The organism is Chloroherpetonaceae bacterium, from assembly GCA_033763895.1.
Classification (GTDB): Bacteria; Bacteroidota; Chlorobiia; order Chlorobiales; family Thermochlorobacteraceae; genus JANRJQ01.
The window spans coordinates 303721-329957 of sequence record JANRJQ010000014.1; the positions used below are offsets into that span (position 1 = coordinate 303721).

At 39.0% G+C, this 26237-nt stretch carries 23 protein-coding genes; 14 read left to right on the forward strand and 9 right to left on the reverse strand.

What is annotated here, in order from left to right:
- Nucleotides 1–450 precede the first annotated feature (450 nt).
- The 5 genes from SFU91_15090 (at nt 451) to SFU91_15110 (ending at nt 10428) form a co-directional block, all read left to right on the forward strand.
- Nucleotides 451–3861, forward strand: a complete 3411-nt coding sequence (locus tag SFU91_15090) for a helicase-related protein (protein MDX2130359.1) — start codon at nt 451–453, stop codon at nt 3859–3861.
- A gap of 2 nt (nt 3862–3863) precedes the next feature.
- On the forward strand, nt 3864–4919 hold the full coding sequence (locus tag SFU91_15095; GenBank protein MDX2130360.1) for a PDDEXK nuclease domain-containing protein: 1056 nt from the start codon (nt 3864–3866) through the stop codon (nt 4917–4919).
- Nucleotides 4909–8760 carry a TaqI-like C-terminal specificity domain-containing protein gene (locus tag SFU91_15100; protein ID MDX2130361.1) on the forward strand — a complete coding sequence of 1284 codons (3852 nt, stop codon included), beginning with the start codon at nt 4909–4911 and terminating at the stop codon, nt 8758–8760. Before SFU91_15095 ends, SFU91_15100 begins: the two co-directional genes overlap by 11 nt.
- Before the next feature lie 214 nt (nt 8761–8974).
- The gene (locus SFU91_15105; protein MDX2130362.1) at nt 8975–9244 is read left to right on the forward strand and encodes a DUF2442 domain-containing protein; all 270 of its coding nucleotides are present in this window, start codon (nt 8975–8977) and stop codon (nt 9242–9244) included.
- Nucleotides 9245–9312: 68 nt separating this feature from the next.
- The gene (locus SFU91_15110; protein ID MDX2130363.1) at nt 9313–10428 is read left to right on the forward strand and encodes a glycerate kinase; all 1116 of its coding nucleotides are present in this window, start codon (nt 9313–9315) and stop codon (nt 10426–10428) included.
- A gap of 694 nt (nt 10429–11122) precedes the next feature.
- Here SFU91_15110 and SFU91_15115 read toward each other — a convergent pair.
- The 5 genes from SFU91_15115 to dnaN form a co-directional block, all read right to left on the reverse strand.
- On the reverse strand, nt 11123–11464 hold the full coding sequence (locus SFU91_15115; GenBank protein ID MDX2130364.1) for a hypothetical protein: 342 nt from the start codon (nt 11462–11464) through the stop codon (nt 11123–11125).
- A 108-nt stretch (nt 11465–11572) separates the two neighbouring features.
- Nucleotides 11573–11983: a DUF6157 family protein gene (locus SFU91_15120; GenBank protein ID MDX2130365.1), complete on the reverse strand. Its 411-nt coding sequence runs from the start codon at nt 11981–11983 to the stop codon at nt 11573–11575.
- Nucleotides 11984–12157: 174 nt separating this feature from the next.
- A complete protein-coding gene (locus SFU91_15125; protein ID MDX2130366.1) occupies nt 12158–12415 on the reverse strand; it encodes an HAD hydrolase-like protein in 258 nt (85 codons plus the stop codon).
- 32 nt (nt 12416–12447) lie between these two features.
- On the reverse strand, nt 12448–12900 hold the full coding sequence (locus SFU91_15130; GenBank protein ID MDX2130367.1) for a DUF5362 family protein: 453 nt from the start codon (nt 12898–12900) through the stop codon (nt 12448–12450).
- Nucleotides 12901–12986: 86 nt separating this feature from the next.
- A complete protein-coding gene (gene dnaN, locus SFU91_15135) occupies nt 12987–14129 on the reverse strand; it encodes a DNA polymerase III subunit beta (GenBank protein ID MDX2130368.1) in 1143 nt (380 codons plus the stop codon).
- A gap of 384 nt (nt 14130–14513) precedes the next feature.
- Here dnaN and SFU91_15140 point away from each other — a divergent pair, with 384 nt between their 5' ends.
- The 3 genes from SFU91_15140 (at nt 14514) to SFU91_15150 (ending at nt 17235) form a co-directional block, all read left to right on the forward strand.
- Nucleotides 14514–14975 (forward strand): VOC family protein, encoded by a 462-nt coding sequence (locus tag SFU91_15140; protein ID MDX2130369.1) that lies wholly within the window; start codon nt 14514–14516, stop codon nt 14973–14975.
- 87 nt (nt 14976–15062) lie between these two features.
- Complete coding sequence (locus SFU91_15145) at nt 15063–17030, forward strand: LamG-like jellyroll fold domain-containing protein (protein MDX2130370.1); 1968 nt, start codon at nt 15063–15065, stop codon at nt 17028–17030.
- A gap of 46 nt (nt 17031–17076) precedes the next feature.
- The gene (locus tag SFU91_15150) at nt 17077–17235 is read left to right on the forward strand and encodes a hypothetical protein (GenBank protein MDX2130371.1); all 159 of its coding nucleotides are present in this window, start codon (nt 17077–17079) and stop codon (nt 17233–17235) included.
- 27 nt (nt 17236–17262) lie between these two features.
- Here SFU91_15150 and SFU91_15155 read toward each other — a convergent pair whose 3' ends face one another.
- From SFU91_15155 to SFU91_15170, 4 genes are all read right to left on the reverse strand, one after another.
- A complete protein-coding gene (locus SFU91_15155) occupies nt 17263–17682 on the reverse strand; it encodes a putative toxin-antitoxin system toxin component, PIN family (protein ID MDX2130372.1) in 420 nt (139 codons plus the stop codon).
- Between the two features lie 6 nt (nt 17683–17688).
- The gene (locus SFU91_15160; GenBank protein ID MDX2130373.1) at nt 17689–17973 is read right to left on the reverse strand and encodes a hypothetical protein; all 285 of its coding nucleotides are present in this window, start codon (nt 17971–17973) and stop codon (nt 17689–17691) included.
- Nucleotides 17974–18067: 94 nt separating this feature from the next.
- Entirely contained in the window at nt 18068–19786 is a 1719-nt protein-coding gene (locus SFU91_15165; protein ID MDX2130374.1) for a cation:proton antiporter, read from the reverse strand.
- A 116-nt stretch (nt 19787–19902) separates the two neighbouring features.
- A complete protein-coding gene (locus tag SFU91_15170) occupies nt 19903–20712 on the reverse strand; it encodes a dienelactone hydrolase family protein (protein ID MDX2130375.1) in 810 nt (269 codons plus the stop codon).
- A 154-nt stretch (nt 20713–20866) separates the two neighbouring features.
- On the opposite strand from SFU91_15170, the gene SFU91_15175 reads away from it, so the two are divergent.
- From SFU91_15175 to SFU91_15200, 6 genes are all read left to right on the forward strand, one after another.
- A complete protein-coding gene (locus tag SFU91_15175) occupies nt 20867–21682 on the forward strand; it encodes a class I SAM-dependent methyltransferase (protein ID MDX2130376.1) in 816 nt (271 codons plus the stop codon).
- Between the two features lie 103 nt (nt 21683–21785).
- Nucleotides 21786–22295, forward strand: coding sequence for a DUF1648 domain-containing protein (locus SFU91_15180; protein ID MDX2130377.1), 510 nt, complete (start codon nt 21786–21788; stop codon nt 22293–22295).
- Between the two features lie 181 nt (nt 22296–22476).
- Nucleotides 22477–24432 (forward strand): tetratricopeptide repeat-containing sensor histidine kinase, encoded by a 1956-nt coding sequence (locus SFU91_15185; protein MDX2130378.1) that lies wholly within the window; start codon nt 22477–22479, stop codon nt 24430–24432.
- A gap of 48 nt (nt 24433–24480) precedes the next feature.
- Nucleotides 24481–25044 (forward strand): hypothetical protein, encoded by a 564-nt coding sequence (locus tag SFU91_15190; GenBank protein MDX2130379.1) that lies wholly within the window; start codon nt 24481–24483, stop codon nt 25042–25044.
- Between the two features lie 14 nt (nt 25045–25058).
- Nucleotides 25059–25646: a hypothetical protein gene (locus SFU91_15195; GenBank protein MDX2130380.1), complete on the forward strand. Its 588-nt coding sequence runs from the start codon at nt 25059–25061 to the stop codon at nt 25644–25646.
- Nucleotides 25647–25667: 21 nt separating this feature from the next.
- Nucleotides 25668–26213: a DUF1697 domain-containing protein gene (locus SFU91_15200; GenBank protein ID MDX2130381.1), complete on the forward strand. Its 546-nt coding sequence runs from the start codon at nt 25668–25670 to the stop codon at nt 26211–26213.
- The last annotated feature ends 24 nt before the right edge of the window (nt 26214–26237 follow it).

The following is a 26237-nucleotide window of genomic DNA, read 5'->3' on the forward strand; positions in this document are numbered from 1 at the left end:
GAAATCATCATTGTAATTCCGCCTTGTGTAAGTTTTTCAAGTTCAAATAAGTCTGGTAATTCATATAAGTCTTTAGGGGTTGAACTAACGGAAATATTTTTTAGAATTATTGCTGTAAATAAATATCAGCCTAATTCAGTTCTTAAGGCTGGGTTTATGGAGAACGTAGAAAACTCAAAAGGTATTTGCAGACCGCATATACTTTTAAGGACTTAGGGCTTACTGAGTGTGCAAATAAAAATAGAATTGCCCTCCTTAAATTTCTATACACCGATAATAATTCACTTCATTTATTAATTCTACTTTATTCGATTCTTATATTTTTAATAATTTTATTTACTGGCGAAAGAATAACGAGTTTATCTAATTTTCCTATACAAACCAGATTCGGAATAAAACCTCTTTCCCTCCAATAACAAATGTGAATTAATTAAGATACTTATAAATACAATGAAAGAACCTGTAATTACTAAAAGTGTTATTAGCATTAGAGATAACTTTTCTAATGGCAGTGTTGGCGACTTCTTAGTTGACAACATTGTAAACAACTCTAACCTTTCCTTTGTTACTGCATATTTTACCATTTACGCCTACGAAAAACTTAAACCCCAACTTGATAATGTTAATTCTTTAAGACTTCTTTTTGGCGAACCTCGCTTTATAAAAAGTGTGGCTTCTTCTACAGAAGCAAAGAATTACAAAATAGAGGATGATAAACTTGTTATTCCTGTTGAGAATAGACTTCAACAAAAAGTTATAGCCAAACAATGTTCAAACTGGATAAGAGAGAAGGTTGAAATTAAATCTATGGTGCGGCCTGACTTTTTGCACGGCAAACTCTATCATATAGAAAAACCTAATGGCGTGGAGGAGGCTATTACAGGAAGTTCCAATTTTACTGTGAATGGTCTTGGATTAGGTGCTCATCCAAACATAGAACTTAACCTAGTGGTTAACGACCGCAGGGATTTAACTGACTTAAAAGAATGGTTTGACAAATTATGGAATAATGAAATGGAAGATGTTGAGGTGGAAGATGTAAAAGAGCAAGTTCTTAAATACATAGAACTTCTTCATCGTGACAATAGCCCTGAATTTGTCTATTACAAAACTTTATTCCACATCTTTGAACAATATTTGAATGAAACAGATACTTCGGGACTTTATGACATTAAAGCCAATCTATACGATTCAGAAATTTGGAAAACCCTTTTTACTTTTCAACAGCACGGAGTTAGAGGAGCAATCAATAAGATCTTAAAATACAATGGTTGTATCATTGCTGACAGTGTGGGTTTGGGTAAAACCTATGAAGCATTAGCGGTAATCAAGTATTTCGAAATGCTTAACTATCGCATTTTGGTTTTAACGCCCAAAAAATTGCGAGACAACTGGACTATTTATCAAGCTCATAAAGGACATACCTTAAACCCTTTCCCCAAAGACCGTTTTTCATATACTGTAATGTATCATACCGATTTAAGCCGTGAAATAGGTTTTACAGAAGCGGACAACATTGATTTATCGAATTTCAATTGGGGAGCTTACGACTTGGTGGTAATCGATGAAAGTCACAATTTTAGGAATAATAAAAAGGGAAAGAAAGATGAGGAAGGTAACACTATTCGTAAAAGCCGTTACGAAAGATTGATGCAAGACATCATACTTGGTGGTAAAAAAACAAAAGTGCTTTTACTAAGTGCTACTCCGGTTAACAACGAATTGAAAGACCTACGGAATCAATTAATGTATATCACAGCAGAAAATGACAATGCGTTTGCAGGTGATGATGACGGAAGATTAGGTATTGAAAGTATTGCCGAATTGCTTAAACAATCTCAAGTACGATTTACCAATTGGGCTAAGGCGAGAATGAAGGAAGAACGAACAACAAGAGATTTGTTAAATAATTTGGATTCTGCTTTCTTTAAGTTGTTAGATGCTTTAACCATTGCCCGTTCAAGAAAACACATTACTAAATACTACAAATCAGAAATGGAAAGAATTGGTGGGTTTCCAGAACACGAACCTGTTCTTTCAATTTACCCTGAAATTGACACTGCACATAAATTCCTTTCATATGATAAACTCAATGAGAAAATAAGCAAATACAAGCTGGTTCACTTTACACCAAGTTCATTTGTATTGCCCGAACACAAAGCGTTGTATGAAGATAAAGTAATGAAAAAATCCGGGCCTTCAGCCGTAAAAATGTTCTCGCAGGAACTACGTGAAAGTTATTTAATTGGAATGATGAAAGTTAATTTCATGAAACGCTTGGAAAGTTCCATCTATTCTTTCAGAGAAACACTGCAACGAACAATCAACCGAATAGAAAACTTAGAAAAACGCATTGACCGTTTCCAAAAATACAAAGATGATAACCCAGATTTAGAAATGGAAGAAGTAGAGATTGATGCCATTGAAGATGATGAATTACGAGAAGCATTTGAGGTAGGTGAAAAGCTTACTTTCAAAATGAGTCACCTGCAATTAAAGGAATGGAGAGCAGCAATGCAGGAAGACAAAGACCAATTGTATGAATTACTGTTGAGAGCAAAAGATGTAGAACCTATACGCGATGCAAAACTTAAAGTATTAAAATCTTTAATTAAGAAGAAGGTTCAAAATCCTACAATTACCAAAACCGGTACTGAAAATAAAAAAGTAATTGTATTTACAGCCTTTGCAGACACCGCCAAATATCTTTATGAGCACTTAGAGCAATGGGCAAAAGAAGAATTAAGAGTAAACATAGCTATGGTTACAGGAGGCAATGAAAACAAAACGACTTTCAAGCCAAAAGGCTTTTCAGAAAACACAGAGTTCAATCACATACTCACCAACTTTTCCCCAATAAGCAAAAAGCGTAGTTCTCAAAAAACAATGCCAAAAGATTCGGATGGTGAAATTGATATTCTCATTGCCACCGATTGTATCAGCGAAGGACAAAATTTGCAAGATTGCGATTACTTGGTGAACTATGATATTCACTGGAATCCCGTTCGTATCATTCAGCGTTTTGGACGTATAGACCGTATCGGTTCAATCAATCAAAAAGTTCATTTGGTAAACTTTTGGCCAACCAAAGACCTTGACAATTACATTAAACTAAAATCACGGGTTGAGGCAAGAATGGCCTTAGTTGATATTAGCGGAACAAACGAGGATAATATCCTGAACACTGAGCAGATTCGTGAATTAATAGAAGATGATTTAAAATTTCGCGATAAACAGTTGAAACGCTTACAGGAAGAAGTTCTTGATATGGACGAACTGAATGAAGGCGGTGTCTCTTTAAGTAATTTCTCATTAGACGATTTCCGAATGGACTTGCTCAACTTCATTGAAGCAAATCGAAAACAATTGGAAACTGCACCTTTGGGTATTTATGCTTTAGTTCCTCATACAGTGGAAGCTTCTTTATTTAATCCCGATGCAACGGATGTCGTAAAACCCGGTGTAATATTTTGCTTGCGTCAATTGGGCGATAGTGCAGGAAACGAAAAGGTAAATCCTTTGCAACCATATTTCTTAGTTTATGTTCGCAATGACGGTACCGTTCGTTACAACTTTACACACCCAAAACAAATACTAGACATCTACCGCTTGCTTTGCACAGGCAAGAGTGAGCCGATTCAGGAATTATGCGATTTGTTTAATGAAGAAACCAACAACGGATTAAACACAAGCCAATATGCGGCTTTGCTCGCTGAAGCTGTAAAGGAGATTACAAGCACTTTCAAGAAAAAGAATTTAGGTATGCTTTCAGGTAGCCGCAGCGCAACCATCATTCCACAAGAAAAACAAATTGATCGCGCAAATCAATTTGAACTCATTACTTGGTTGTTATTAAAATAAAAATGGCCAAAAGAAAAATAGAAACTGATCGCAGCCAGTTACTTTTTGATTCTATCAGAACTCTAATCAACGAGAGTAAATCGGCCATCGCCATTTCAGTTAATCGGCAATTAACATTGCTGTATTGGAATATTGGGAAAACGATCAAATCAGATATTCTTCACAATAAGAGAGCAGGATACGGAGAACAAGTCATTGAAACCTTATCCCTTAAACTCACCGAAGAATTCGGGAAAGGCTGGACTAAACAACAACTTTGGAATTGTCTCTACACCGTAGAGACAATTCCTTCCAAAAAAATTATCTATACACTGTCGGGAGAATTGAGCTGGTCACATATCAAAGAACTGATTTACATCAAAGATGATTTGCAACGAGAGTTTTATATGCAACTTTGCAAAAATGAACAGTGGAGTGTACGCCAGCTTAGAGAAAGAAAAGATAGTATGTTATATGAACGAACCGCCTTATCTAAAAAGCCTTCAAAACTCATTCAAAAAGAGCTAAAAGCCCTGCAAAATCGACAACCCGTTTCGCCCGACGTATTTTTCAGAGACCCTTACCTACTCGACTTTTTGGGATTACAAGATGCTTTTAGTGAAAAAGATCTTGAATCAGCGATTATTGCAGAGTTACAACGCTTTATTACTGAACTTGGAAATGATTTTGCTTTTCTGGCACGGCAAAAACGGATTTCGGTTGATGGAGAAGATTATTACATCGATTTGCTTTTTTATCATCGGCAACTGCATCGGCTTGTTGCCATTGACCTGAAACTCGGGAAATTTAAAACCGCTTATAAAGCACAAATGGAATTGTATCTCAAATGGCTAAATAAATACGAAAAAAAGGAACATGAAGAGTCACCGATTGGCTTGATTTTATGTGCCGATAAATCACAAGAACATATAGAATTACTTGAACTCGATAAAGGGAATATTCGCGTTGCTCAGTACTACACCATTCTTCCATCCAAAAAGTTGCTCCAAGAAAAACTGCATAAAGTCTTACTGAAAGCCCAACAAAATGTAACGTCTATACATAACAATGACAGATAAAGACTACGATAAACTCAAGCAGATAGAAGCCGCGATTCAGGGTTTCAACAATAAAAACCTGTATGAAAGTAGTTTGGCTTTTTATAAAGCTTTAGACTATCAGAGCCATAAAACACAACGCATAAGTCCCGCCACTTTTGAAGGATTTATAGATAGTTTCAGCCTCACAAAAAACGCCATCAACCAAGAGAAAGCGTTGGTTAGCCATTGGCAAAACATTGAGTTTATTTTTCAATTCTCTGATGCAGAAATTACCCGTGTGCAAGCGCTGTTTGAAACTGGCGAAGTGGACAGAAACGAATACCAAAGCTTCTTGTTTTTCACCATACAACTGAAAGAAGAAAGCTACAAAAGAAGCGAGCTTGTAAAGATTACCCGGGAACTGAATGTGCCCTTTAAAATGCCGGTAATCGTTCTGTTTCATTACGGTAACAAACTCACGCTTTCCATCATTGACCGCAGGTTGCACAAAAAAGACACCAGTAAAGATGTATTAGAGAAAGTTACCTTAATTAAAGACATTGACATTACCAATCCACAAAGAGCACATAAAGAAATTCTAAAAGACCTGAGCTTGAATGAACTTTATAATGAGCATAAGTTCACCAGCTTTGTAGAACTGCATAAAGCGTGGAAAGCTACGCTCAATATTTCTGAACTCAATAAAAAATTCTTTCAGGAGCTTTCCAATTGGTATTTCTGGGCAATGGACAATGTTTCTTTCCCGGACGATTTGGAGAAAAAGAAAGATGTTCGAAATGCGACGAATCTCATTCGCCTGATTACTCGCGTGATTTTCATTTGGTTTATCAAAGAAAAATCACTCGTCCCCGATGCACTGTTCAGAAAAGAATACTTAGAAAAAATCTTGAAAGACTTCAACAAGAATAAGAAGTCTGCAAACTACTATAATGCCATTTTGCAAAACTTATTTTTTGGAACGCTAAACCAAAAAATGGATGAACGAAAATTTGCTAAAGATGGAGACAGGAAAACAAATGAAGAAGAATACACTGTTAAAAATCTTTATCGTTATGCTGATCTTTTTAAAATTAGCGAAAATGAAGTAGTTGAAATATTCAAAGATATTCCTTTTTTGAATGGTGGTTTATTTGACTGTTTAGATAATCCTCAGGGGAAAAATATTTATGTAGATGGTTTTAGCCGCAACCCTAAGAAGCAAGCTTATGTGCCCGACTACATTTTCTTTAGTGAAGAAATAGACATTGACCTTAATAAGGTTTATGCCACAAAAAATAAAAAGTACAAATCAAAAGGCTTATTCAACCTCTTACATAGCTACAAATTCACTATTGCAGAAAACACTCCCATAGAGGAAGAAATTGCACTCGATCCGGAACTCTTGGGCAAAGTCTTTGAAAATTTGCTTGCCAGTTATAACCCCGAAACCCAAACCACCGCAAGAAAACAAACGGGCAGCTTTTATACCCCGCGTGAAATCGTAAACTATATGGTGGATGAATCGCTCTTGGAGTATCTTAAAAATGCATTGCTTGATGAACCGTTGGGTCAACTCACTATTGGTGACGAGCAGATTGATGCCTTTGGAAATGATACCCGCAGCGGACAGTTGAAATTGGAAGAAAAAGCAAACCTCAATCCTTGGAAGGGAAAAGAATCGGAGTTAAATCTGAAACTGCGTGACTTATTTGCCTACACTGTCTCAGCAAATCCTTTTAATTACACCGATACCCATCAACTGATTTCTGCCATTAACCGCTGCAAGATTTTAGACCCCGCTTGCGGCTCCGGTGCTTTTCCGATGGGTGTGCTGCATAAACTCGTGCATCTGCTCGGCAAACTTGACCCAGATAATAGCAAGTGGAGAACCGAACAAGAAAAAAAGATTATCGGTGATAAAATTTATGAACTTGAAAAAGATAAACGCGCCATTGAGGGCTTAAACGATGCCGCAGTAAAAGAAAAAGCAATCCAAGCTGTTCAAGAGCGATTGAAAGAAATCAAAGATATTTTCAATTGCGAAAACAATTTTGATGACTACTCTAGAAAGTTATTCCTTATTGAAAATTGCATTTACGGAATAGATATCCAACCCATAGCCGTTCAGATTTCAAAACTACGTTTTTTCATCTCGCTCATTATTGACCAAAACAAACAGGCAAGCAAAGAAAATTTTGGCATTAGAAGTTTGCCCAATTTGGAAACCAAATTTGTTGCGGCCAATACGCTGATTGGTTTGGACAAACCCGCACAAACACTTTTACGCAACCCTGAAATTGAAGTAAAAGAAAACCAACTGAAAGAACTCCGCCACAAATACTTTACAGCCAATACCCGTAAAGAAAAACTACAATACCAGAAGCAAGACAAAAAGCTACGACAGGAAATTGCTAAAATGCTGGAAAGCGATGGCTGGCAAACTTCAGTAGCTAAGCAGATTGTGGCTTTTGACCCTTACGACCAAAATACATTTGCCCCTTGGTTTGACCCCGAATGGATGTTTGGACTTACCAGTGGTTTTGATATTGTAATTGGAAATCCACCATATATTTTTACACGTGATGCTGACTTTTCTGATGAGTTTAAAGACTATATTTCAAAAATATATTTTTCACTGTTAGCCTCAAAAGACAAAAAATCAAAGGCTAATCAATCTGGTAAAATTAATCTATTCGCCTTATTCATTTTAAGAGGTTTATTCGAAAGTAGAAAGAATGGAATAATAACTTATATAGTTCCAAACAACCTATTGAGAACAACAACCTACGACTTAGTTCGCAAATACCTTTTAGAGAATTCAAAGATTGATGAACTGGTTGATTTAGGAAGCGGAGTATTTGATAATGTTACTGCCTCAACAATTATTTTTCGGTTGAATAACCGAAAACCAACTATCTCCGATAAATCAAAAATTATTACCAACATTAAAGACATTACAAAAGAAGAATTTGATATTTCTGAAATAGAACAAAACCAATTCTTGAAAAATGTAAGTTTTACATTTAATCTTTTTGCAGATAGCGATACGAATGAGTTATTAAATAAAATTTATGACGGAAAAAAGCATTTAGGGGATTTTTGTATTGATATTATTGAAGGGATAGTTGCACACAAACATCTTGTAATAGAATCAAAAGTTAAAAATAGTTTTCCTATGCTTGAAGGAAAAACGATAAGAAGATATGGTCTGAATTCAGTAAACAAAAACATAATTTGGAATAAAGATGAAATTCATAGAACTCGCCCTGACTACCTTTGGGAGGCACCTGTAAAAATATTAATTCAACGAATAAGCGGTGGCACAAATCCATTAACAGCAACAATTGATATTGATAGGCATAAAACTTTTGCGTCAATTAATAATCTTTTACTGAAAGAGAAGTATAAAAATATGTACGAGTTTTTTGTGGCTTTACTAAACTCAAAGATTTGGAATTGGTATTATGCAAATAGTTTTTCAAATAACTCCGAATTAACTGTTAATATCTCAAAGACTTATTTAGAAAAACTTCCTGTAGTTGAATATAATGAAAAACTTCTCTTGGTTTTTAAAAAAATAGTTGACTGCATAATAATTTCAAAAAGAAATAATAGCGATTCAAATGTTTCATTTTTTGAACGACTTATTGATGCAATGGTGTATGAATTGTATTTGCCCGAAGAAATAAAAGCCGGTGGTGCAGAAGTATTAAAGCATTTGGGCAATTTACCGGAACTGAATGAAGGGCAAGACGAGAAGAATTTAAAAACTATTGAAAAGGTTTATAAAGAACTATCAGACCCCAAGCATCCTATCAGTGCTGCATTGCAAAATCTTGTTCAAATCGAAGAAGTTAAAATAATTGAAGGAATAAAATGAAATGAATCAGTTAATAGGATAGGGAAGTAAGATTGCACTTTTGCAAGCCGCACAAGCCCAAATTGTGTTATTCCTCTTCAAATCAAAGCATCAATTTCATGCCCACGATTTTTTTCATTAATCAACACAAAAGATAAACGCTAAATCAAGAAAATTATTTTTGAACATTTTGAGTTAATTGAAACAGAATGGAATCGAATTCACGGAGGGAGAAATGAATAAGTATCATGAGATTCAGGGTATTGATTTTATCAACGATAATTTGCATATCGTTATTGATGGTAAAGCGTATGAATTTCCTTTGCATGTGATTTCTAAACGATTATTTAATGCCTCGGATATTGAACGGCGGACTTACCACATTTCATCCTCCGGTTATGGCATTCATTGGAAACTCATTGATGAAGATTTATCCATCGATGGATTATTAGGAATTCATCATTCTCCCGCCTTTACCAATGAAGTAAACCCTTTTCCACAATAATATTTTTTATTTACATATTCCCCCTTTGGAATTTGTTATTCACCAATTCGTAATTCATCGTAACAGCTTTGCACATCACCATTGCCCCCGATTCCTTCAAAGGCACTTTTACCGCTCACGAAATCGCGGCGATGATTCGCGATGCACTCCATTCTTCCTTTCACACTACCCTTCTTCCAATGGCCGATGGCGGTGAGGGCACTGCGGAGATTTTAGCCAATCACTTTCATGCAATTCCTCATTCTGTGAAGGTTTTAGGTCCGCTTCAAGAACCCCTTTCGGCTTCGTTTTACTTCGACGCTCAACATCAACGCGCATTTTTGGATATGGCGAGTGCTTCGGGAATCACACATTGCCGCACGCTTCAACCACATTTGGCAACCACTTATGGCACCGGCGAATTGCTCAAACACGCCGTGGCCTTAGGTGCTAAGGAGATTGTGTTGGGAATCGGTGGTAGTGCTACAATTGACGGTGGGGCGGGGTTTTTGATGGCTCTGGGCGCAAAATTGCTCGATGCAGAAGGGAATTCTATTCCGCTCGGTCATCACGGTCTTCATCGCCTTGAAACGCTTGATCTTCTTCCCGCAATTCAATGGCTGGCAGACGCTAGTGTCACTTTAACGATTCCAACGGATGTCACGAATCCGCTCCTTGGCGCGCGCGGCGCGGTTTCGGTATTCGGTCCACAGAAGGGCGTTCCCATTTCGGAATTCCCCGATTTTGAATTCGGTTTGAATCATTTTGCAGAGAAGCTTGAATCGGCGGTTGGCCAATCGCTTCGCGACTGCGATGGCACGGGTGCAGCGGGTGGTTTGGGGTTTGCGCTTTTGGCGTTGGGGGCAAGGTTGGTTTCAGGGAGTGAATTTGTGGCTGAGGTAATTGGTCTAATTGAATCAATTGCTCAGTCAGATTTGGTGATTACCGGAGAAGGGAAGGCTGACGCGACTTCGCTTTCGGGGAAGGTGACGGGATATGTGATTTCCCTTTCTTTGAAGAAAAAGAAGCCGGTTTTGCTGATTGCCGGAACGCTTGATCAAGAAATTGAGAGACAACTACCTAATGAGTCTCGGGTTACGATTCGAGGGCTGTTTTCGACGCCGCCGATGAGTTTAACTGCCGCAAAAAGTGAAACACCAACGCGGCTGCGAGCGGCGATTCAAACTTTTTTTTCGGAAAAATAGGTGATAAGGGTTTTAGCGCCGAGAAATTTACTTGGATTCTTTGAAATTAAGGTGATTATTCTTCATACGCAACTTGGCGATTTCTTCACTCTTATTGCTATTACATCATTTAATTTCATAATTGCAATATGTGGTTATTTGTAAATGGATTATTCCCTTTTGCTATTAATTTATTCTAAGGCGGATTTGTTTCATTTTAAATCAAAAATCGGATTTGCGAAAGTTTAGGATATTTTGCGGATGCTTTAGTACAAGTTGCGGGTATCATTTTTCAAATTGACGGAGTCTTAGTACAACTTGCGGATGCCTTAGTACAAATTCACGGAGGCTTAATACAACTTGCGGATTCCTTAGTACAAATACACTAAGGCTTAGTACAACTTGCGGGTGTCTTATTATAATTTCACGGAGCCTTAGTATAACCTGCGGATGTCATATTATAATTTTACGAAGGCTTAGTATAAATTCACGAAGTCTTACGTTTTATTCACGGGAAGTAAAATCATATCAACTTTGGGGGAACTGATTCATGAAACAGCACTCGCGAGCCTAAGCGGCGAATTCGCGCACGTAGTGACGAGTGAGGGGGTTCTAAATCATTTCTAAATTAGTTTTTTTAATTTTTCTTTTGAAAATTCTTCTTTTTAGGGAATCGTCTTTATCAAGCTCTTGATTGATTCAATTTATTCTTCCTTTATCTCTCTCCAACCAAAATTTTCTTCACATCTCCTTTTTCAACGTAGCTTAAATAAAGCACATATCCTGCAAAAGCGATAATTCCCAGTACCATAGCTGCAAACCCAAACGCGATAGATGATATTGAAAAGTTATTTCTCCACATAATCCACAGCCCTGAAAGTAATAAATATGTGCTGAAATCAAGATTAAATTGGCCATTCCAACCCATAACCTTTATATTTCCAAAAAAAACTGAAAATAAATCCCAACCTTCGTTTGAACCCGCAATGATTGTATAAATTGAAACGCTAACGATTTGCAAAATTAAAATAATTCGAAGAAGGCTTGCTTTATTCATAAATAATTAATTGATGTTGATGAATGGATTCATTGCAATTCGTAGGGTATTCAAATCTAAGGAAATTCGGTGAGTTTGAAAAGATTTCAGACTGTTTTTACATTCCGTTTATTTTGAGCTTCTCATCGCTTTGGTTTTCTTTATTTTCTCATCTGAAATGAACCTTTGATATTCTTTTGATTCCATTGGAATGAGTGCCATTTTTCCATTTTCATCATAATGAACGCCAAACCCGTGCGATTTCGTTAGTGGCGAAGAGCGGAAACACGGCTGTCCTTTTGAGAAAAAGGTCGTTTTAGCCTCTGCAATTTCCGCCTTTGGGATTTCATTCCGAATGGCATAGATGTGAAATAGCACTTCATCGGAGGTGTATCGATAGGGATTCGGGGAAATCATTTCAAATTGCATTTCAGCGACGGACTTACCCGATTTTTTTGCGGTGGGTAAGGTGGATTGATTCACCTTTGTATCGGGAGCGACTTCAATCAAGGTGTTATAATAATTTGTCGTATGTGTCATGTTCATTGATTTTGATTGATTGAATTATCGAAATTTTCAATAATTTTTTTCCCTAATTTATTCCCTAAATTAATTTTGGTTATTTCTTCTCTTTTATTTGAGAGCACTGCGCAGCGTATTTGTTTTTTCTTCAAGGTTTTGAGGTAATTCGAGAATTCCCTCATAGGGATTTGTTTAATTGGCACTTCTTGGCGTATAATATGCAATCATTTCTGCGGTGCATTGTTCAATCATTTCAGGTGTGCGGGCGGTTTCGGGCAAGGATTTTGTAACAAGCATTTTTAATCCCTCGCCGGTAAAGGGTTTATAGGCTTCGTGTGGATGGGTTGGAAAATGATGCTTTTGCAAGACGAAATTTATTGATTCGGCGATATCGGCGAGTGTGCCGTCAAGGTCGAAGATAATTCCTTTAATTTTGGAATTAAAATTCATTTCATTGCATGTATATTTTAAATCAATTTTTTTTATTTAGCAATTCCCGCGTTTACCATAATCACTGTCATAATGATAAATAAAACAATGGTTACGGGAATTGAAATTAAAATCATGAGAACAATATATTTGAAGTATTTGGATAAATGATCAATGCTTTGTTCAAATAGTGACTGATCTCCAAGATTAAGAGACTTATCAATTTTATCAGAAAATCTGCTTAAATTCATCACAGGAATTAAAATTACCCCACCATAAATTAAATAAACAATACCAGCCGCGAAATATATCGGGCCTATTGCGTCAAATCCTTTTGGTAGATTTGGCGCGGAGGAAATAAATAATCCCCCTAAAATCATTCCGAAACCAAGGATAGAAAGAAGAGCAATGATCGTAAATTGAATGATCGTAAAATATTTTGTCCATCGCGCACTTTCTTTCATCAGTGCAACGGTTTCGACTTCGATTTTTAAGTTTCGGAACATTGATTTCTATTTTGTTAATTTGGGAAATTTTTGTTTTTCGATGAAATTAAAAAAGCCCGCAGTTGCGGGCTTTAGATTTTAGTCACTTAGTTATTGAGTCGGTAAGGCATCACGAGCATCAGGATATCTTCCGGTTTTTTTTCTTTGGTTTCATCGTGTTTTGGCTTAACGATGGTCGCTCGGGTTGGAGAGCTGAATTCAAAAACGACATCTTCGGTTTCTAAATGGTCGAGTGCATCGGCGATAAGGTCGGATTTAAATCCGATGAGCATTCCGTCGTTTTTATATTCACAGAGCAACGTTTCTTCCGCAAATGAGCCTTCGTTTTGATTTTCTGCGGATACCTTAATAGTATTTTCACTGACTTGAAGCCTCACATCACGCCGATCGGAGTAGCGCCCAACGCGGCGAACGGTTTGGAACATTTCTTGCCTCTTGATGACGAGTCGCTTGTCATTTTCGAGCGGAATGACGGCTTCATAGTTTGGATAGTTTTCAGCAATCAAGCTTGCAATCAGTCGAACATCACCACATTCAAATGAGATGCGTTGGACTTTTAAGTCAAAAGTCAGCACCACTTCACCTTCTCCCGGAAGCACGCGCGCTGCAACAGAAAGCACACGGTGTGGAATAATCACTTTTGTTTTTTCTTTGGCACCGGTATCGAATTTCTTTGTTGCTCGAACCAAGCGTTGCCCGTCGGTCGCGACAGCCCGCAGCATTTTTGGTTCCAATTCAAAAAGCACACCGGTCATTGAAGGTCGCATGCTATCGGTACTTACAGCAAAGAGTGTTTTATCGGCAATGTCTTTGAGTTGCAAGACATCAAGCTTAATTTCAAGGTCATTTGATTTGATAATATCTTCCTTCTCAGTTTTTTCACTTCCTCCGGCCACTTTATAACTTCCAAGATTGGTTTTAATCGAGAAACTCATTGTTCCTTCGGCTTCCTTTTGCTCTGCTTTGAAATCAGCTTGGGCATCATAGAGGTTGCTGACGGCTTCATTGAATCTTCGTGAGGGAAGCGCAATTGCACCGTTTCCATCACCCTCAACCGTGAGCCTGCGGGAAAGCGAAAACTCGCCATCTGAGGCAAATACTGTGAGTGTATTATTTTCTAAAGTGAGTGCAATGGAATCAAAGCGTGGGTCGGCGGCTTTTGCCGGAAGAACAAGGGTTGCATGACTGACAGCTTCTGACAGCTTTTTAATGGAAGTGGAAAATTTCATTCTTTCTTTCTTCTTCTTTTAAATTTTTTAGATGAATTGTTTTAATACGTTGTGCTTGTGGAAATCTGAATAACTTGTTTGATATACGGATAAATATCGGTAATATCATGTCTTACGGGAGAAGAAGATATTCACATAATACTTATGACTATGTGAATAAGTATTCATTTTATCCACATAAAATAAAAGTCAGTTTCGAAGTTAGTCATTTATCCACTTTCTTTCAACAGGATATTCACCCTTTCTTCATATCTATCCACATTGTTTTCCACTTGGGGATAAGTGTCTTGAATTCGATGAGAGATAAGAGATTTACATAAAAAAGCGCTTTCGTTGCTTGGTCTTAATTTTATTCTGATCTGAAAATTTTTTTCAATCAAAGTGATGACAAATATGATTCAAGAATCGTTTCAATATAGCTCTCCGGAGCTTGAGCCAAAGGTGGTTGGTCTTGGCGGTGTATTCTTTTTTTCGGATGATCCGGCGAAATCGCGCGAGTGGTATGCCACGCATTTAGGACTTGCGGTGAACGATTACGGTTCGTCGTTTGAGTTTCGCAATGCGAATCGACCGGAAGAAATTAACTACTTGCAGTGGTCGCCTTTTAAGAAAGGCGACGCCTATTTTGCTCCGTCCACAAAGGAATTTATGATTAACTACCGCGTTCAAAATCTTGAAGGTTTAGTGAATAAGTTAAAAGGAAATGGTGTAACGGTGCTGGACGAAATTGCGGTATATGACTACGGTAAGTTCGTTCATATTCTTGATGCTGAAGGAAACAAGATTGAACTCTGGGAGCCCGTAGATCATGTCTTTACGGCAATGGGCGGCGAGACGACGAAGTAAATGCCGATTTCAATTCTATCACTACAAGTCATATGAATTGATTGACTATTTTCATTTCATTATCAATACCTAAACACACGATAATCTATGAGGAAATATCGCCACTTTGTCGCTTTGATAATCGTCCCATTGATAACTGCCTTTCATGCCAATGCAGTGACAAGAACAGTGAGTAATAATCCCCAATTTACTGCGGCATTTACAACCATTGCAGCTGCAATCACGGCATCGTCGGATGGTGATACCATTGTTGTTGTTGGTTCTTCTACCATATACGATGCCAATTTAGTGATTGCGAAACAGCTTGTGATCATTGGACCCGGCTATCTTTTGGATCAAAACATCGGATTAAACCCTAACCCTCAAGCAGCAACGATAGGGAATAATCCAACTTTTGCAGCCGGCTCTAGTGGCTCAAGTATTCAAGGGATGAGATTTATAAATGTATTTACAATTGCTGCAGACGTGTCTGATATTTCAGTGATTCGTTGTATGACGGGTAATGGGTATGGCGCAACTTTTGCGGGGCAAATAAATATCGGGAAGAAGTGTAATAATATTTTGATTCAGCAATGCTTTATGGCAACCCGAATCAGTATGGCCGATAGTTGTGCAAATTTTACTTATCGAAACAACATGAGTTATGAAATCATTTTTGCACCCGCTTCTACCACCAATATGATTTTCGAGTATAACTTGATTGGCGGCAATATCGGGCTTTCAGTATTTAATGCAACGATTCGCAATAATATTTATCAGAATTCAGCATCAATTGCAAATGTGGCAAATAATGTTTTTCAAAATAACATATTCACCGGCGCACAAATTCCGGTTGGGACGCTCGCCTCAAATCAGTTTAATGTGAATTTCACTTCAGTGGTTGTTGGAGACAGTGCCAATTCACCCGACGGGATTTATCGCTTGAAGCTTGGTTCTCCTGCTCTTGGTGCCGGAGTCAATGGAAGCGATATCGGGCCTTTTGGCGGGGAGACACCGTATCAGATTTCCGGTGTGCCGATTGGTGGATTTGGAAATCATGTGACATTAAACGGCATAAATGATTATATCCAAATTTCTGATCGAGTTGAACTTCGCCCTGCAGCTGTAACAATTGAATCAAGAATTAACCTCATTGCTTTTCCCACTCAAAATATTATTGGAATTGTTATCAAGCGGACGGGTCAAGTCACGAATAATGCCAATTGGCAACTTGAACTTTTCAATCAGAATAATATTCGGTTCAGTTACTATGATGGTTCTGTATGGCGAAATGTCGATACAAATACCCAACCGATTGCAAACTTAAATGAGTGGTATCATGTTGCCGCCACGTTTGAATCCGGGACGGCACGTCTTTATGTGAATGGGAACCTTCTCACCACTCAAACCGGATTGCCTGCAATTAGGACTGACTATGCCGGACAGGTGCAAATTGGGCGTGGGTTTGAAGGTTACTTCAATGGGAAAATTGATGAAGTACGTATTTGGAACAAAGCACGAAGCCAATCGGACATTCAATCAACAGCCCAAAGTATCTTGCGAGGCAACGACGCCGGCTTAGTTGCATATTATACTTTCAATGAGAATACATTGAATGGTCAGGGTAGGCAAGTCTTAAATCGCTCTACATCCGTTTCTACAAGACACGATGCGACTTCATTGAACGGATTATCGTTTGGGACTGAACTAACGCCTATTTTTCTCCCGCCAACTCAACCGCTTTCGATTCAACTTAAAGATACAAAGCGTCAAAATTTCTTTTTATCTCAAAACTACCCCAATCCATTCAATCCTGCAACAACAATTCAGTATCAACTACCTTTCGGCGGCGAAGTGAAGTTGGTGGTGTATGATATGCTTGGGCGCGAGGTGCAGACGCTGGTGAACACAAGGCAAAACGCGGGCAGCTATCAAGCGAGATTCAACGCAAGCAATGTTTCAAGCGGCGTGTATTTTTATAAGCTTGAAGCGCGCTCGGCGGATTCGCGGGCAAGCGCGACGATTGGAGCGTCCTCTAATTTTGTGCAAACGAGAAAGATGCTCTTAGTGAAATAATTCGATATCAGACATAAAACAAACAAGCAAAAAGGGAGAAACAACGATGCAAATGGGAGATAAACTCTTGGCAAAAGGCATTTTAACTTCCGATCAATTGGCGCAAGCCCTTGCTGAACAAGCCAAGACAAAAGAGCGACTTGGCGATGTGATTGTGAAGCTTGGGTTTTCGACGAAAGAGAAAATTGATGCGGCGCTCGCGTGAGAGAGCGAAATGGAATTCATCGATTTCTCAACATAAATACATTGGAAATTCATTGATAAATTCCGAGGGTTTTATGATAGGTATTTTTTGAAATGGGTTGAGAACAAGTAAATCTTTATCTCCACTAACTATACATGATGCTTTGCACTCAATGGCCAGATTCAAAAATTTAATATCGTTGATATCTCTACAAACATTCACAAGAGTTGTTTTTATATTGATGATTTCAGATGATTCAATAAGTTGATTAGCTCTTGAAAGTCGTTCTGTTAAAGGAAGATATTTATTGAACTTTTCTCGTTGAATTGCTAGGAGATATTCTTCTTTTGTAATTTCTGAGAAAATAATTGTACCGAGTTTTTTCGCTTTATCAAGTGCTTGGGCTGGAACACTCTCTGTTTTGATAATCGCGCTAACCAATGTATTTGTATCAAATACAAATAGCATGAATTCCTACTTCATAAAGTCTTCAAAAACTTCAGCTTCTAAGTGAGTTAAGAAACTAATTTCTTCTCTCTTTACACCAGCTTCCGCTAAAACAATTGCTAATTCCAGTTTTTCGATACCTGACGGAAAAACCTGTCCCTCTAAAACTGCCTTAATTGATTTCTCTGCTAATATCTTTTGTGCAGATTGAGGAAGTGATAACCACCTTTTTGCGAGTTGGTCATCAAGCGTGATGGTATGCGTCTCTTTTTCTGTTGATAAATTTGTTCCCGAATCAATACGAATAATCATAAGTTCTAATTTAGGTTCATTCCTAAGTGTCTAATAAAATACTACCCAATTCCTTCTCACCAAATTGAAATATGAAGTGCAAAATTCAATTTCCCTAAGGCAAGATTTCACTTCGTGCCATTAATTCTTTATAACTTTGCGTTTCTTTGCCTTCTTTTCGCCACGAAAAGGATTTCTCAAGAATCTCCGTTAGTTGTTCAGAAACGCGAATCCTTGGAATCACCACATAATCTGCGCCGGCATTGTATAGGTCAACCGCATATTGAACATCTTCAGAAATGACAATAACCTTTGCCTTTGGAGCATGTTTTTTTGCAGATTTTAAGATGTTCATGTTTGATGTCCCTTTTAGAAGCGAATCCGGCACGGTGGAAATGATGACCTCGGCGTGTTCAATTCCTAAGTGATGCAAGGTTTCAAAGTGAGAGATATCGCCATACTGCCCATCGAATCCAAGTGCTTGGATTTTTTGAAGCACTGTGGGGTTGTAGTCAATTACTCGGATGCTGTTTTTAAGCGGGTTTCCGGTCGTTTCAATTTGGTGCACCAACGCGCTGGCATACTTGAAGAATCCGAGGATGAACACGCCTTTGGTATGAAAATCTTTTGAATCCTCCGCATCGATTCGTTCTTGCCACCCAAGCTTTTTGAATACTGGTACAAGCGATAAATAAATTCCGTGACTTTGCTTAATACAATAAGTTGAAAGTACCGCCGTGATGACCAGCGTAAAAACAATCACCGATACGGTTTCATCTGATATATGATTAAAGCCGAGCCCAATTGAAAATGCCACAAGAGAAAACTCCGAGACCTGTGCAAGGTTAAGGCTTGAAACCAAGCTAACACGCGGACCCTCGCCAAGCCCCATCAATACAGGGAAAACGGAGATCAATCGGCTGATTAAAACAATTGCTGTAAGCCCAAGTGCAGCGAGAAGGATGCCCACAGTCGGCATCGGAATAGCCATTCCGAGTGCCACCAGAAAAAGCATAATGAAGAAATCTCGGATGTTAATCACCTTTGCCACCACATCCAAGTTGTACGGGAATGTTGAAATCGAAAGCCCGGCAATAAGTGCGCCCATTTCTTTTGAAAGCCCCGCCAGTGTTGCAAGTGAAGCCACGAGAAAGCACCACGCGAGTGACGCCACAAGCATAAACTCCGGCATTTTTGCAATTGTGTTAAAAAGCGAGGGTAGAACATACTTGCTCAAGAGAAGGCAGAATACAACCAAAGCCACGCCTTTCCCAAACGAGCCTAAAAGCGTAAGGACTTCGGGATTTTGTAGGTTGGGTTGCACCGCTAAAAAGATAATTGCCCAAATATCTTGAAAAACCAAAACGCCCAATGTTATCCGCCCCGCGATGGTATCGAGCTCATGCTTTTCATAAAGCGCTTTCACCACAATCATCGTAGAGCTGATGGATAGCCCAAATGACAAATAGAAAAGCTCAAATTGGCCGTTTTGATTGCGAAATCCCACAAGCCATAATATTGCCGCGGTTATTGCCGCTGCAATAGGTGCTTGTAAAAGCCCTGTAATGGCTACGGCTTTCCCGGCCTTGAAGAGTTTTTTGAGATCAATTTCTAAACCGATGATAAAGAGAAGAAGTATGAGTCCGATTTCAGAGATGGATTGAATCTGCTCTTCACTTTGAACCCAACCGAACCCGATTTTGGGGCCAATAACGACGCCGGCAACGATATAGGCCACAAGCAGCGGTAACTTGAGAAAACGGGCAATAAACGCAAGCGCTGTGGCTGATATAACACTAACCGCGATGGCAGAAAGCAAGTCTCCGTGATGCATGTGTGTGATAAATTTCTATTGGGTTTAAACAAAGCAGGAATTGTAAAGATGCATCTTAATTTTCGAACGACCAATAAAAGACAATGACTTGAAATAATTTATTTTTCAAAATTCTTTTATTTCAATTCTTTCTTCAAAAACTTTATCACGCGGCTTCTTGAACTAATGGCGGCTTTGGCTTCGATGCCGTTTTTGGGCCTCATAAAGCCTCGACGTGCGCCGGCGTGAATGCGAAAATCAAAGTCAAGAAATTTTCCTCGCCCGCAGGCAATTAATCGCTGCTTAAAGTTTTTGACTGCATCGGGCGGTGTCCCGAGATCCTTTTCTCCAAAATTTCCAATGAGAGGTAAAAGGTAAGGTGGTAATATTTTTTGAAATAAATCGGATGTTGGCGTGAAGGGCAACGCTGCTATGGTTATGGCTGCGGCTGTAAATTTTGTTGGGAGAATGGTGTCGGCTAATAGGGCTTCAACGGCGGCTGTTGCACCCATTCCGATTCCGTAAACCCCAATCTTTATTGGCTTTCCTTCTGCTTGTGCAAGAAGCGTGTCACGGGCAATGTTTAAGAGTGAAATAAAAGCACCTTCAGGTTGTGCGCGTTCGATTTCATGCGCTTCCATCGCGTCTTCCGGTACACGTCCTAAAAGATCAGGTGCGATAACTGTAAACCCGGCATTCGCAATCTCTTTACACCACAATAGCGCAAGCGAATCCAAACCCCATTCATCGTGCAAGTAAATGACAGCCCCCACTTGTTTCCGTTTAGTTTGAATTTCATTATGAAGAGGGTCGATTATTGCTGCACGATGGGTTTGGTTCAATTTAATCCAACGGACTTGTGTCTGCGATTGCGCCGGCAAAGGATTTAGAAATTGTATGCAATACAAAAATATGAGGACTCTGAGTTTAATAACGATAAGCTTCATTTGGTACTAAGTTTTATTGGTATGCTTGTTTTACGGGTAACCATTCAAAAAAACCCGTATCAAATCTGTATATTTCGCACCCTCAAGGATAATCGAAGTTTCTAATTTAATCAATTGAGCTGTGAAGGCTTGATTTTATTACTGTTTTCAGTGTATGCAATACGACCCGATAAAACGAAGCATAGGCAATGTCGTGCGTGAAAATGTGTTACTCCGGAAGATATTCTATTTTTTACTTGGCGTTCTTTTTCTTCGTGAGTGGTATGTCAAGCGCGAATTGGCATCGAGATTAAGAGGCGGACGGTTCGCAATGTACGATGCAGGTTCGGGGTTTGGTCAATATTCCTATTATGTTGCTTCACATTTCCCTGATGCTGAGGTATATGCCGTTGATGTGAAAGAGGAGCAAATTGATGATTGCAAAAAATTCTTCTCTGCGGCGGGATTGCGCAATGCTCAATTTGCTGTGGAAGATTTAACGAAGGTCACGCATCATAATAAATTTGATGTGATTCTTTCAGTCGATGTGATGGAGCACATTTTAGATGATGTGGCAGTCTTTCGAAATTTTCACCGAGCATTAAAAGAGGGAGGCACACTCATTATTAACACCCCATCCGATTTGGCGGAAGATCATGACCACGACGACCACGCGCACGAAGGAAGTATGACTTTCGTTGATGAACACGTTCGCGATGGCTACAGCCCGAAGGATATCACAGAGAAATTAACCGTCGCCGGTTTTACTGAAATTCGCACTTCCTACACCTATGGGTTTTGGGGAAATTTGTATTGGCACTTGGCATTGAAAGTACCGCTTACTTTACTTGGTTTTTCAAAACTACTTTTTATTTTTCTTCCGATGTATTATTTGCTCACCTTCCCATTTGCTTTGGTTTTTATGACTCTTGATATAAACTCAATGAATGAAACGGGGTCTGGAATTATGGTCGTGGCAAAAAAAGGTTAGTGAATTATTTAACCAAAATGTTTCAGGTTCCTTAAGTATTGGATGCTTTTGAAACTTAGTTTAATTTTGAGCGTTATTCAATTTTATTTTAATAATTTTAGGTATGTTCTCACAATCGCAAGAATCACGGCCAATTTTAGATATTCCATTGAAGAGGCTGGATTATATTTTGGAGATATCCGGTTGGATGACTTTAGGGGTACTATTTTTGTTTTCATCGCTAATCTTTACAGGATTGCCGGAGATTATTCCTTCTCATTTTTCATTCTCCGGTGAGCCGAATGGCTTTAGTAACAAATGGTCGTTTTTGTTTCTTCCAATTTTGGCATTGTTTATGTTTGTTGGGTTTACTTATTTAGGTCGTGAACCACACAAGTTTAATTACTTAAACCCGATTACTCCTGAAAATGCTTATTCCCAGTATGTTGGTGCTCTTCGGTTTTTGAAGGCAGCCAAAATTTTTATCGCTTTGCTGTTTTTGATTATTCAGCTTCATACCGTTTCAGTTGCCTCGGGCGGGCCTAAGTTTTTTATATATGCTGTATTTCTTTTCATCACAATTTTCCCTTTGATATTCTTCTTTTTCACCGAGTCATCTAGTACGCGTGCATAGTGTTTCTTTTTTCTCCGAGTTCATTTTATATATTATCAGGTGTTTTTACTTTCATTTGTGCTTTAAATCTTTAATGGAGAAATTTTTTTAGACTTTTTTTGGGTGAGTTTTCCATACCCAAGAACATTTGAATGATTAGCCTTGACACAGTGTTAAATTTGTCATAGCTTCTTTCTCTTCAATGATGAAAACCCGTTTACTACTCGTATTGATTCTCTTCCTTTTTGGAGTAGAGAAGGGGTTGTCCCAACCTCAAAAGATTGACTCATTAAAAAAATTAGTTGCCTCGATTTCCTTGTCAGGAAATGTTGATACAGGCTATGTTCTTTTATTGAACCAACTGGCGTGGGAACTTCGTGGTGATGAAATGTTGCTCGCAATAAATTATGCTGTACAAGCAGAATCGTTATCAGTCACGCTGGGTTACGAACGCGGGTTAATTCAGTCTAACAATTATCTTGGTGTCATCTATCGAAACCTTGGCAATTATGCGAAATCGCTTTCTTCCTATTTTACCGCGCTGGCACATGCGGAGCAAACCGGAAATCGAATTGAGTATGCGTATGCAACAAATAACATTGGCGATCTCTACAAACTGCAAGGTGACTATAAGCGAGCGAAAGAATTTGGAATGCGTGCTTATGCTATTTTTGATTCTTTAAAGAATGGCCGAGGAGTGGCTTATGCTTTGATACGTTTGGGCGAAGTCTCAATCATCGAAAAGAATTTTGTTGAGGCAGAGCAATATTTAACACAATGTTTATCGATTCGCGAAGCGCTTGGTGATACCATCGGTATTTCTAATGCACTTTCTCGGATTGGTGAAATGCATTTGAAATCCGGGAATTTCGCGAAGGCAATTGAATTTAATGCGCGTTCAACCGAGATACTTCAAATTGCAAAATTAGATTTGGCACAGGTGGTGACCAATCACTTAAACATTGCACAAGCGTATTTTTTGAGTGGCGATTACGCCAAAGCGATTGAACGCGCCCGCTTGTCTTATGACATTTCAGGTAGAATCAAGTTTCGCAAGCATCAACAGCATAGCGCTGAGCTTTTGGCGAAATGTTATGCAGCTCTTAATGATTTTCGTTCGGCTTATCACTATCATATTCGCTATTCCGAAATCGCCGATTCCATTTCCGGCGCAATTACGAAGCGAGATATGCAAGTCCTTCAATTGGCCTATGAGTCGGAGAAAAGAAGGGCATCGATTGAGTATCTGACCAAACAAACCGAAACTGAAAAGAACATCCGTTACATTTTATCAGCAATAATTTTCTTGATTGTAATTTTTGTATCGATCATCATTTTTAATTATCGTGAAAAACGGAAACAAAACCTTCGGCTTCAAACACTTAATACCCTTTTAGAAGAAGAGAAAGAAAAGGCACTGAGCGCGAAGCAAGATGCCGAAAATGCCAATTTAATTAAAACGAAATTTTTAGGAATCGCTTCTCATGACCTCAAAAATCCATTAACCAATGTTTTGGGTTTTTCTCACCTCATTGAAGAGGAAGAACGAATTTCAACGACAGTGAAAGTCTATGCAGCGCAAATTCGTGTCAGTGCCAATAAAATGCTGCGACTTATTTCAGACTTGCTCGACACCGTCGCGCTTGAAAGTGGCTCAATTGAACTGAATAAAAGCACCGTATCGTTGAAGAACGCTGTCCTTGATGCAATTCAACGAAATCAACCAGCGGCACAAGCCAAGCAAATCGTATTGGAGTATAATGATAGTGATGATGACCTCTTCGCATCCCTTGATCTTGAACGATTTGATATGGTTTTAGATAATTTAATTTCTAATGCAATCAAATACTCCCCACTAACCAAAACCGTTTGGATTTCTCTGAAAAAAAACGATGAATCAAATACCCTTAGACTTATGATTAAGGATGAAGGCTTAGGGATGACTCAGGAAGATTTGTCTAAACTTTTCGGACGATTTACGCGCTTAAGCGCTCGTCCAACGGCCGGCGAATCCTCAACAGGCTTGGGCCTTTCTATCGTAAAGGAATTGGTTCAATTGCATAATGGGAAGGTTTGGGCTGAGTCAGATGGACAAGGAAAGGGAACCACCTTTTTTCTTGAGTTGCCCCTTTCCCTTCAAACCGCGCCTTTGGTTTAGATCCATCGAGTTTCACGTGAAACATTTCAATTTCTAATTTAAATCTGTATGAGAAATAATTTTTATAGACATTTGGTTGTCTCGACTGTGTTACTCCTCTTGATTGTGGAAATCTCGTATGCGCAACGTAGCAAAGACGATGACTATTTTGGTATTTCAGCCCGATTTGCTTTCCCTCAGCAAAATATGAGCAACTATAATACCGGTTTTGGCGGACTCCTGATGGACGAATTGGTACTCTCCAAAACGGTCAGTTTAGCGGCTGAAATCGGCTTGTGGCAATTTTCGGCCAAAGACAATATTCCGACTCAAACAACCGGCTCCTTTGAAAATACACTTCGTACCATTTCTCTAATGGGCGGTGTGAAGTATTATTTTGGCGATTTCTATGTAATGGGTGTCGCGGGACTCCTGTATTCATCCTTTGAATCTAAACTTCTGGGTGAATCGATATTCTTGAACCGCGCCGGACTCGGACTTCAGCCTTCCGTTGGCTTGCATTACGGCATCTTGGATGTCGCTGCCGAATACACCTTTAAGATTAGTTCCGACCCTCTCCGAAGTTGGATTGGGCTTCGGGTTGGGGTATATCTCTTGGATTTTCACTTATAACAGACAATATAATTATGCTCAAACAAATCTGGATCAAGAGAAGCGCAATTGCTCTGATAATTCTATCATTGACAATTTTTGGTTTCTTTTGCGCACAAGGATTTGCACAAGATTCTGTTTTGGTGAAAAGCGAGCGCTGGGGAATCTCGGGAGGACTTATTGCTCCCGGAAGAAATCTCAGTGGGTATTCGATGGGATTTGGGGCTGAACTCTCGGGGTATTTTCCGCTATCCGATCACTTCACATTGAAAGGAAGTTTGGGCTCAGATTGGTTTGGAGAAAATTCACGAATTCTGGGCGTGGATGAAGAAGGCGAGCGAAAGCGCGAAATGCTGTATCTTGGCGGGGGTGGAGTTTATGAAATGGGACAATTTTTTGTGGGTTCTTCTGTGCTGTATCTAATGTCATTTGAAACACGGGAGTTCAACAAAGTCCGCGAATCCAAAACCACGGAAATGTTCGGTTTACGCGTGGAGGCCGGTGTTTTTCTTCTGCGTCACATTCGAATTGCGATAGAATCGAATTTTCTAGCCCGCCCAAGCGGTTCTTTTGGGTCTCGGGTAGAAGGGTGGTATGCCCTTCGGGTTGGATTTCTTCTCTGAAGTATCTAAGGGATGTTTCACGTGAAACCACAAAAATATCTCGCCCTTCTCCGTGGAATAAATGTTGGCGGAAACCGAATTATCAAAATGGAAGCGTTGAGGAAAGCTGCCGAAGGATGCGGTTTCCTTGATTGCCAAACATACATTCAAAGTGGGAATTTAATCTTCACGACTTCGGAGAAAAGGGAATCCGTTACAGAAAAATTGCAAGAAACCTTGCGAATAGCATTTCAATACGATTCTACCTTAATAATCTTGCCACAAGAGGAAATTCGAAGCGTTGTGGAAAAAAAGCCGGAGAAATTTGGAATCGATGGAGAGAACTACAAATACGATGTCCTATTTCTAAAGCACGGAATTAAAGCGGAATCAATCTTTGAAAACATTCCACTGAATCTGAATGTTGAAAAGGCAGAAATCAGAAACGGGGTAATCTATTTTACTCGGAATAGAGCGTTGGAGACGAAATCTGCTCTTGATTATTTGCAGAAAAAATCAATCACCCACGCCGTGACTATCCGAAACTGGAATACGACCCAAAAGCTCTGGGAAATGATACAGGGTTAATTGATAATGGTGAAAACCAAAAAT

Excerpts from the sequence above, each read along its gene's own strand:
- SFU91_15090 (MDX2130359.1), top strand. The coding sequence starts at position 451 with ATGAAAGAACCTGTAATTACTAAAAGTGTTATTAGCATTAGAGATAAC.
- SFU91_15095 (MDX2130360.1), top strand. The coding sequence starts at position 3,864 with ATGGCCAAAAGAAAAATAGAAACTGATCGCAGCCAGTTACTTTTTGAT.
- SFU91_15100 (MDX2130361.1), top strand. The coding sequence starts at position 4,909 with ATGACAGATAAAGACTACGATAAACTCAAGCAGATAGAAGCCGCGATT.
- SFU91_15105 (MDX2130362.1), top strand. The coding sequence starts at position 8,975 with ATGAATAAGTATCATGAGATTCAGGGTATTGATTTTATCAACGATAAT.
- SFU91_15115 (MDX2130364.1), bottom strand. The coding sequence starts at position 11,464 with ATGAATAAAGCAAGCCTTCTTCGAATTATTTTAATTTTGCAAATCGTT.
- SFU91_15120 (MDX2130365.1), bottom strand. The coding sequence starts at position 11,983 with ATGACACATACGACAAATTATTATAACACCTTGATTGAAGTCGCTCCC.
- SFU91_15125 (MDX2130366.1), bottom strand. The coding sequence starts at position 12,415 with ATGAATTTTAATTCCAAAATTAAAGGAATTATCTTCGACCTTGACGGC.
- SFU91_15130 (MDX2130367.1), bottom strand. The coding sequence starts at position 12,900 with ATGTTCCGAAACTTAAAAATCGAAGTCGAAACCGTTGCACTGATGAAA.
- dnaN (MDX2130368.1), bottom strand. The coding sequence starts at position 14,129 with ATGAAATTTTCCACTTCCATTAAAAAGCTGTCAGAAGCTGTCAGTCAT.
- SFU91_15140 (MDX2130369.1), top strand. The coding sequence starts at position 14,514 with ATGACAAATATGATTCAAGAATCGTTTCAATATAGCTCTCCGGAGCTT.
- SFU91_15145 (MDX2130370.1), top strand. The coding sequence starts at position 15,063 with ATGAGGAAATATCGCCACTTTGTCGCTTTGATAATCGTCCCATTGATA.
- SFU91_15150 (MDX2130371.1), top strand. The coding sequence starts at position 17,077 with ATGCAAATGGGAGATAAACTCTTGGCAAAAGGCATTTTAACTTCCGAT.
- SFU91_15155 (MDX2130372.1), bottom strand. The coding sequence starts at position 17,682 with ATGCTATTTGTATTTGATACAAATACATTGGTTAGCGCGATTATCAAA.
- SFU91_15160 (MDX2130373.1), bottom strand. The coding sequence starts at position 17,973 with ATGATTATTCGTATTGATTCGGGAACAAATTTATCAACAGAAAAAGAG.
- SFU91_15165 (MDX2130374.1), bottom strand. The coding sequence starts at position 19,786 with ATGCATCACGGAGACTTGCTTTCTGCCATCGCGGTTAGTGTTATATCA.
- SFU91_15170 (MDX2130375.1), bottom strand. The coding sequence starts at position 20,712 with ATGAAGCTTATCGTTATTAAACTCAGAGTCCTCATATTTTTGTATTGC.
- SFU91_15175 (MDX2130376.1), top strand. The coding sequence starts at position 20,867 with ATGCAATACGACCCGATAAAACGAAGCATAGGCAATGTCGTGCGTGAA.
- SFU91_15180 (MDX2130377.1), top strand. The coding sequence starts at position 21,786 with ATGTTCTCACAATCGCAAGAATCACGGCCAATTTTAGATATTCCATTG.
- SFU91_15185 (MDX2130378.1), top strand. The coding sequence starts at position 22,477 with ATGATGAAAACCCGTTTACTACTCGTATTGATTCTCTTCCTTTTTGGA.
- SFU91_15190 (MDX2130379.1), top strand. The coding sequence starts at position 24,481 with ATGAGAAATAATTTTTATAGACATTTGGTTGTCTCGACTGTGTTACTC.
- SFU91_15195 (MDX2130380.1), top strand. The coding sequence starts at position 25,059 with ATGCTCAAACAAATCTGGATCAAGAGAAGCGCAATTGCTCTGATAATT.